8 protein-coding genes are annotated in these 7,728 nt (G+C 31.1%); all 8 read left to right on the top strand.

The window, feature by feature from the left end; translation table 11 throughout:
- Positions 1-299: 299 nt before the first annotated feature.
- The 8 genes from ftsE to EK368_RS11870 all read left to right on the top strand — a co-directional run bounded on the left by ftsE (position 300) and on the right by EK368_RS11870 (position 7,583).
- Complete coding sequence (gene ftsE, locus EK368_RS11905; protein ID WP_129599995.1) at positions 300-986, top strand: cell division ATP-binding protein FtsE; 687 nt, start codon at positions 300-302, stop codon at positions 984-986.
- Positions 952-1,875 carry a permease-like cell division protein FtsX gene (ftsX, locus tag EK368_RS11900; protein WP_243109415.1) on the top strand — a complete coding sequence of 308 codons (924 nt, stop codon included), beginning with the start codon at positions 952-954 and terminating at the stop codon, positions 1,873-1,875. Before ftsE ends, ftsX begins: the two co-directional genes overlap by 35 nt.
- A gap of 13 nt (positions 1,876-1,888) precedes the next feature.
- Complete coding sequence (locus EK368_RS11895; RefSeq protein ID WP_129599993.1) at positions 1,889-3,016, top strand: murein hydrolase activator EnvC family protein; 1,128 nt, start codon at positions 1,889-1,891, stop codon at positions 3,014-3,016.
- Positions 3,017-3,068: 52 nt separating this feature from the next.
- A complete protein-coding gene (mutY, locus tag EK368_RS11890; RefSeq protein ID WP_129599991.1) occupies positions 3,069-4,172 on the top strand; it encodes an A/G-specific adenine glycosylase in 1,104 nt (367 codons plus the stop codon).
- A gap of 74 nt (positions 4,173-4,246) precedes the next feature.
- On the top strand, positions 4,247-4,738 hold the full coding sequence (locus EK368_RS11885) for a rubrerythrin family protein (RefSeq protein ID WP_129599989.1): 492 nt from the start codon (positions 4,247-4,249) through the stop codon (positions 4,736-4,738).
- A gap of 164 nt (positions 4,739-4,902) precedes the next feature.
- Positions 4,903-6,249: a short-chain fatty acid transporter gene (locus EK368_RS11880; RefSeq protein ID WP_129599987.1), complete on the top strand. Its 1,347-nt coding sequence runs from the start codon at positions 4,903-4,905 to the stop codon at positions 6,247-6,249.
- Positions 6,250-6,281: 32 nt separating this feature from the next.
- Positions 6,282-6,929 (top strand): CoA transferase subunit A, encoded by a 648-nt coding sequence (locus tag EK368_RS11875; protein ID WP_129599997.1) that lies wholly within the window; start codon positions 6,282-6,284, stop codon positions 6,927-6,929.
- Positions 6,930-6,932: 3 nt separating this feature from the next.
- Positions 6,933-7,583: a 3-oxoacid CoA-transferase subunit B gene (locus EK368_RS11870; RefSeq protein ID WP_129599985.1), complete on the top strand. Its 651-nt coding sequence runs from the start codon at positions 6,933-6,935 to the stop codon at positions 7,581-7,583.
- Positions 7,584-7,728: the final 145 nt, after the last annotated feature.

Below are 7,728 nucleotides of genomic sequence, written 5' to 3'. Positions count from 1 at the left end.
TTTTCTCTCAGCAAAGATATCAAATATTTTTTATTTTTTATTGACATTTCTTAGCTGGACTTTCAAAATAAATGCTTAGTTTATTATATCATTTCTTATAGGTAAGAAAAAAGAAGCATATAGCAGAAAAATGAATAAGAATAAAAACATTACATTTGGAAATTTTACAAAATCATAATATAATATATAAAGGATTGTTTTTTTGACAAATGATACGATAGACCTAAAAATATTATTTAAAATATGCAGGAAATGAAAAGACATATGTAGAATTAATAGATAAATTAGGGGTTGATTTTATGATAAACTTAATAAACATTACGAAACAGTATGGACAAGAGACTATTGCACTTTCTAATGTGAATATAAAAATAGAAAAAGGAGATTTTGCATTTATAGTAGGATCTAGTGGGGCTGGAAAATCTACATTTATCAAATTATTATTAAAAGAAATTGAACCTACAAAAGGGAAAATTATAATAGATGGAATGGATATTACAAAATTAAGTAATAGAAAGGTTCCATATTTAAGAAGAAAAATGGGTGTTATTTTTCAGGATTTTAGGCTGTTACAAAATAAAACAGTATATGAAAATGTAGCATTTGCTATGGAGATTATTGGATCAAGTTCAAAAGAAATAAGAAGGCAAGTTCCAACCATTTTAGCTATGGTAGGTCTTAGTGGAAAAGCGAAAATGTATCCTCATGAACTTTCAGGAGGAGAACAACAAAGGGTGTCTATTGCAAGGGCTATTGTAAATAATCCATCTGTACTCATTGCGGACGAGCCAACGGGAAATTTAGATCCAGATACAGCATGGGAAATTATGAAGCTTATTAAACAAATTAATAGAAGAGGTACAACTGTAGTTATGGCTACACATGCCAAAGAAATTGTAGATATGATGCAGCAAAGAGTGGTGGCTATCGAAGGAGGAAAAATCGTAAGAGATGATCAGAAAGGTGTGTATGGCTATGAAGAGTAGTAATACCTTTATGTATATGGTCAAGCAAGGATTAAAAGGATTTTGGAGAAATAGAGTAATGGGTATTGTAGCCATAGCATCTATAGCATCTATGCTTACCATTTTAGGAATTGTATTTATGTTAGTACTTAATATCAACAGTTTAGCAGAGGATGCAAAGGAACAATTTGACTCTATTCCAATATATTTAAAAAATGATTTAACGGATAGTCAAATAGAAGAAATGGGATCGATTATAAAAGGTATTGAAGGAGTAGATCAAGTAGAATTTTTATCTAAAGAAGAAGCCTTAGAAAATATGAAAAAGAAATGGGGCGAAAATGGATATCTTTTAGAAGGACTAGAGAAAAATCCATTGCCAAATAGTTATGTTATAAAATTAAAAGATATTAATTATGCTGAGACTGTAGTAACTAAAGTGGAAGGACTAGATGGTTTAGAAGAAATAAAATATCATAAGGATATTATTGAGAAGCTTCTTAAAATTACAGACTTTATTAGAACAATAGGTATTTTTATTATAGGAGCATTAATACTGATTTCTATGTTTGTAGTAGCCAATACTATTAAACTTACAGTTATGGCAAGGAATAAAGAAATTAGTATCATGAAATATGTAGGAGCTACAAATTGGTTTATTCGTTGGCCTTTTTTAATAGAAGGAATGATGATAGGATTATTTGGATCTTTAATTGCATTAGGAATTGTAGGATTTGGATATAAAAAATTATTTGATGTAATTACTCAAAAAATCTATGTAATGGTTATTGCATATATGATTCCTGCTACTGTTGTCATTGAAAGTATAACTGTAATATTTATTGTATTAGGTGTAGGAATTGGTGCATTAGGAAGTATATTTTCTATGAGAAAATTTTTAAAAGTATAAAGGGGGATAGAAAATGAAGAACAGTTTTAAAAAATCTGTGCTACTCATTGGATTAATGCTTTCTTTATTGATTACACCTACCTTTGCTCAAAATGTGACAAGTGAGCAAAAGAAACTCAATAATGTCAATAAAGAAATTAATACTGCACAGAAAAAGCTAAGAGAGAATAAACAAAAAGAAATAAGTTTATCTACACAAATCAAAGAATTAGATCAAAAAATTTATCATACAGAACAAGAATTAGCTCAAATAGATCAAGAAGTAACTATTACAAAAAAGAAAATTAATATTACACAAAATGAATTACAAAAGGCAGAAAGTAATATAGCAAATAAAAATGATACATTAAATTCAAGACTAAGAGTAATGTATAAAAATGGAGATATGGGTTATGCAGAAGTTCTTTTAAATTCAGAAAGTATTATAGACCTTTTATCTAATTTGGATATGGTTAAAAAAATATTTTCTCAAGATATGGATCTTTTGGCTTATATGAAAGATCAAAGAGATGATATACAAACAAAGAAAAAAATATTAGAAACACATAAAAGCAAAATGGTTTCTATGATGAGTACTATGCAGTCAAAACAAAAGGAGCTTCAGGTAAGTAGAGGAGAAGCAAATAAAGTTAGAGGAGAAATTCAAAACAATTCAAAGGAGTTAGAAAAACAAATAGATGACCTTAATGATTATGCACAAAAAATTGTAGCAGAAATCAGAAAAAAACAATCTACAGGACAGTATGTAGGAGGAAAACTTGGTTGGCCAGCTCCAGGATATACAAGAATTACATCTCCATATGGATATAGAATTCATCCAATTCTTAAAAGGAAGAAAATGCATACAGGAATTGATATAGGAATTCCTGCAGGAAAAAGTGTAGTATCTGCAGGAGATGGAACTGTTATTCACTCTGGATGGCTAGGCGGATATGGAAAAACTGTAATGGTGGATCATGGTGGAGGAGTGGTTACCTTATATGCCCATAATTCAAGTCTTTTGGTATCAGATGGACAAAAGGTAACAAGAGGACAAACTATTTCAAAGGCAGGAAGTACAGGAAATTCAACAGGACCACATCTTCATTTTGAGGTTAGAAAAAATGGACAATATACAGATCCAATTCCATGGGTAAAATAAAGGAATTCTTATATAAGAATTCCTTTTTAGTGTTAATAAGAAGGGAGAAAATATGGATTTTTATAAATATGGAGATTATGAAAATTTAAGTAGTAAACTCATAAAAGACATACAAAGTAATTTAATAGATTGGTATATGAAAAATCATAGAAAGCTCCCTTGGAGAGAAAATAAAAATCCATATTATATATGGATTTCAGAAGTGATGCTTCAACAAACTAGGGTAGAGACAGTTATTCCTTATTTCTTAAATTTTATTAATAAGTTTCCAGATGTAAAAGTTTTAGCAAATGCTCATGAAGAAGAGGTATTAAAGGCTTGGGAGGGTCTTGGATATTATAGCAGAGCAAAAAATATTCATAGAGGAGCTAAAATGATTTGTGATGAATTTTTAGGAGTGGTTCCTAAAACCCAAAATGAAATTCGAAAAATAACAGGAATAGGACCTTATACAGCAGGAGCCATTCTTAGTATTGCCTATGATCAAGCAGTATCAGCAGTAGATGGAAATGTAATGAGAGTTTTTTCTAGACTGTTTTGTATAAAAGAAGATATAGGAGAAAATAAGACAAGAAAAGAAATGGAAAAATTAGGATCAATTCTAGTTAGTAGAGAAAAGCCTTCCTTTTTTAATCAGGCTCTTATGGAGCTAGGAGCCATGATTTGTATTCCTAAAAATCCTAAATGTATAGCTTGTCCATTATTTTCCCAGTGTAGTGGGAGAGAGTTAGGGGTAGCAGACGACCTTCCAGTGAAAAAGAAAAAAATAACAAAAAGAGAGGTAGACTTAGAGGTTGCACTGATTTGTAATACAGATAAATTTTTTATTGTGAAAAGATCTTCAGAAGGGTTGTTAGCGAATCTTTGGGCTCTTCCTAGTATAGAGAAAGAAAAGAATATGGAAGATGGAAAAAGTATTCTTTTAAAATTGAAAGAAAATTATGAAATGATTGTAGAAAAAGAAAAATTTTTATTTCAAAAGGAACATATTTTTACCCATTTAAAATGGAATATGAATGTATATCGATACAAACTCATAAAAAACAATCTAGTAGATAAGGATAAAAATCAATGGATCTGTATAGAGGATATTGAAAAATATGCTTTTCCAACAGCTTTTATGAAGATTTTAAAAGAAATCAAAAAACTTGTTTAATAAATTTTTTGTGTGGTATATATACTATTGTGAGACATTATATAAAATAATTAATATATATAGGAGGAGATTTTATGACAAATAAAACTTTAGAAAATTTAATGGCGGCTTTTGCTGGAGAATCACAAGCAAACAGAAAGTATCTTGCATATGCAAAAAAAGCAGAAAAAGAAGGAAAAGTAAATGCTGCAAAATTATTTAAAGCAGCTGCAGATGCAGAAACTCTTCATGCACATAAGCATTTTGAAGTAGCAGGAAAAATAAAATCTACAAAAGAAAATTTAGAAGATGCAGTAAAAGGAGAAACTTATGAATTTAAAGATATGTATCCAGAATTTTTAGAAGTAGCAAAAGAAGAAGGAAATAAAGAAGCAATAAGAACCTTTGAATATGCATTAAAAGCAGAAGAAGTTCATGCAAAGCTTTATGAAGAAGCTTTAGCAGAGGTAGACAATGAAGAAGAAGTATTTTATTATCTTTGCCCAGTCTGTGGAAACATTGAAAAATCAGTTCCAGGAAAATGCTTTATTTGTGGAGTTCCAGGAGAAAAATTTATTAAATATTAAAAAGACAGGTGCACTGCACCTGTCTTTTATATAAATATTTGAGTAAAATAAAAAGTTTTTTCATTAGGTTGAATTTTATATTCATTGTGATAACATAGGAATATATAGGATTTAATGTATAATATATACATAGGAATATAGTTTTTAAAAGGAGGGAAATTACCGTGTTTAAACGTATTACAAAGTTATGTGTAAAACTTGTTCAAAAGTACCTGCCAGACCCATTTTTATTTGCAGTTATATTAACAATAGTAGTACTTATATGTGGATGGTGGACTACTGGGCAAGGAGTAGTACCTATGGTTATGCATTGGAGTAATGGATTTTGGAGCTTATTAAAATTCTCCATGCAAATGGCATTAGTATTAGTAACAGGACATACACTTGCTAATGCACCTATTATTAAAAAAGGGCTGGACAACTTAGCAAAAGTTGCAAAAACCCCTACGCAGGCTATTTTAGCAGTAACTTTTATTTCAACGATTGCATGTTGGATTAACTGGGGATTTGGACTTGTAATAGGAGCTTTATATGCAAGAGCACTAGCAAAGGAAGTAAAAAATGTAGACTATCGATTATTGATTGCTTCTGCTTATTCAGGATTCGTAGTGTGGCATGCAGGAATTTCAGGTTCTATTCCACTTACATTAGCTACAGGAGGAGAAGATTTAGCGAATGTTACAAGTGGAGCAATAGTAGAAGCAATACCTACCAGTACAACTATATTTTCATTCTTTAATATTGTTGTAAGTGCAATTATATTAATTACTATGCCTCTTTTAAATAAAGCTATGCATCCAAGTAAAGAAGAAGTAGTTTCGGTAGATCCTAAATTATTAATGGATGAAGAAGCTGCTACTATTTTAGAAAATGCTACACCAGCAGATAAGATGGAGAATAGTCCTATTCTTTCTATGATTATAGGGATTATGGGTATGTTAGCTATATTTTATTATGTTAAAGAGAATGGACTTCAATTAAACTTAGATATTGTAAACTTTATTTTCTTATTTGCAGGAATAATTTTACATGTAACACCTAGAAGATTTTTAGATGCAATTACTATTGCTACAAAAGGAGCAGGAGGAATTATATTACAATTCCCATTTTATGCAGGGATAATGGGAATGATGATAGGAAAAAATGTAGATGGAGTATCTTTTGCAGGTCTTATTTCAGAGTGGTTTGTAAACATTTCTACTCCAACAACTTTTCCATTATTTACATTCTTAAGTGCAGGAATTGTAAACTTTTTCGTTCCATCTGGTGGTGGACAATGGGCAGTGCAAGCGCCTATTATGATGCCGGCAGGAGCTAAGCTTGGTGTTTCAGCAGCAAAAACTGGAATGGCTATTGCATGGGGAGATGCTTGGACAAATATGATCCAGCCTTTTTGGGCACTTCCAGCATTAGGTATAGCAGGACTTGGCGCTAGAGATATCATGGGATTTTGTATTATCGATTTAGTTTATACAGGAATTATTATTGCACTAGGATTAATGTTTTTATAAAAATATTAAAATTATTGGAGGTGTATATTGTGATAAACAAAATAGTAACACTAGAAGAAGCTATGAGTCATATCAAAGATGGAATGACAGTAATGATAGGTGGATTTATGGCAGCTGGAACTCCTGAGAAGTTTATGGATGCACTAGTAGAAAAAGGTGTGAAAAATTTAACACTTATTGGAAATGATGCTGGATGGCCAGATAGAGGAATTGGGAAATTATTAATTAATAAGCAAGCAAAAAAAATGATTGCATCCCATATTGGTTTAAATCCAGAAGCAGGAAATCAAATGAATGCAGGAACTCTTGAAATGGAATTAGTTCCTCAGGGAACACTGGCAGAACGAATTAGAGCAGGTGGAAATGGACTAGGTGGGCTCTTAACACCAACAGGGGTAGGAACTATAGTTGAAGAAGGGAAACAAAAAATTGAAGTAGATGGAGTAGAGTATCTATTAGAAAAACCATTAAAAGCAGATATTGCTTTGATTAGCGCTTCTATTGCAGATAAAAGAGGAAATTTATATTTTAATAAAGCAACAAAAAACTTTAATCCACTAATGGCTACTGCAGCAGATATAGTAATTGTAGGAGCAGAAAAAATTGTTGAAGTTGGAGAAATCGATCCAAACGATGTGATGACTCCAGGTCTATTTGTAGATTATATGGTGGAGGTGTAGAAGATGGATGCAAAAGAAATTATTGCGAGAAGAGTTGCAAAGGAATTAAAAGATGGAGATATAGTCAATTTAGGAATAGGTCTTCCTACTATGGTAGCAAATTACATACCAAAAGACATGGATGTAATGTTTCAATCTGAAAATGGTTTTATAGGATTAGGTCCTGTACCAGAAGAAGGAAAAGAAGATGAAGATTTGGTAAATTCTGGTGGACAACCAGTAACAATAGTACCAGGTGCAGCTTTCTTTGATAGTTCAGTATCTTTTGGAATTATAAGAGGAGGACATGTAGATGCTACAGTACTTGGAGCATTACAAGTAGATGAAAAAGGGAATTTAGCGAACTGGATGATCCCAGGTAAAATGGTGCCAGGGATGGGTGGTGCTATGGATCTTGTAGTAGGAGCTAAGAAAGTAATTATATCTATGACACATACAGCAAAAGGAAAACATAAAATCTTAAAGGAATGTAAATTACCACTTACAGCAGCAAATCAAGTAGATATGATTATTACAGAAATGGGTGTTATGGAAGTTAGAAAAGAAGGAATTATTTTAACTGAAATCAATCCTGAATATACAGTAGAACAAGTACAACAAGCTACAGAAGCAAAATTAATTATTCCTAAGGATTTAAAACAAATGGAAATCTAATCAATTCCCAGTTGCATAAAGCAACTGGGAATTTGTTTTCATATAGATATGAAAAGTGATACAATAGATAAGGATTATATATGTAAGCGTAAAGCCTATGACACATACAAAACTGAACTTTTAAGTGATAAAATCATCTCAAAAG

It is taken from the genome of Anaerophilus nitritigenes, from assembly GCF_004138215.1.
In the GTDB taxonomy this organism is placed as follows: domain Bacteria; phylum Bacillota; class Clostridia; order Peptostreptococcales; family Thermotaleaceae; genus Anaerophilus; species Anaerophilus nitritogenes.
Note: the sequence above shows the minus strand (reverse complement) of the source record. Positions and strands in the feature narration are given on the sequence as shown.